Source organism: Chryseobacterium sp. SIMBA_029, assembly GCF_046535275.1.
In the GTDB taxonomy this organism is placed as follows: domain Bacteria; phylum Bacteroidota; class Bacteroidia; order Flavobacteriales; family Weeksellaceae; genus Chryseobacterium.
The window spans coordinates 1-260 of sequence record NZ_JAWRXA010000504.1; the positions used below are offsets into that span (position 1 = coordinate 1).

Here is a 260-nt window from a genome sequence, read left to right on the forward strand (position 1 = left end):
CGGCTACTTCGTCTGGCTGGTCTATTTCCATCCCTATGAGAGCACCGATGACGCCTTCATCGATGCGCGCAGTTTCTCGGTCGCAGCCAAGATTTCAGGCTATGTTGCCGATGTTCCCGTCTCCGACAACCAGCATGTCGATGCCGGTGCCGTCATCGTCAAGATCGATCCACGCGACTACCAGATTGCCCTCGATCAATCGAACGGCCAGATCGGCGTCGCCAAGGCCGCGATATCGAGTGCCGAAGCGCAGATCGCCG

Annotated in this window: 1 protein-coding gene; it reads left to right on the forward strand. The window is 58.5% G+C overall.

Annotation, left to right across the window (positions count from 1 at the left end; translation table 11 throughout):
- Positions 1 to 260 (forward strand): biotin/lipoyl-binding protein (locus tag SB679_RS24990; protein ID WP_410705001.1); only part of this gene is annotated, 260 nt, incomplete at both ends.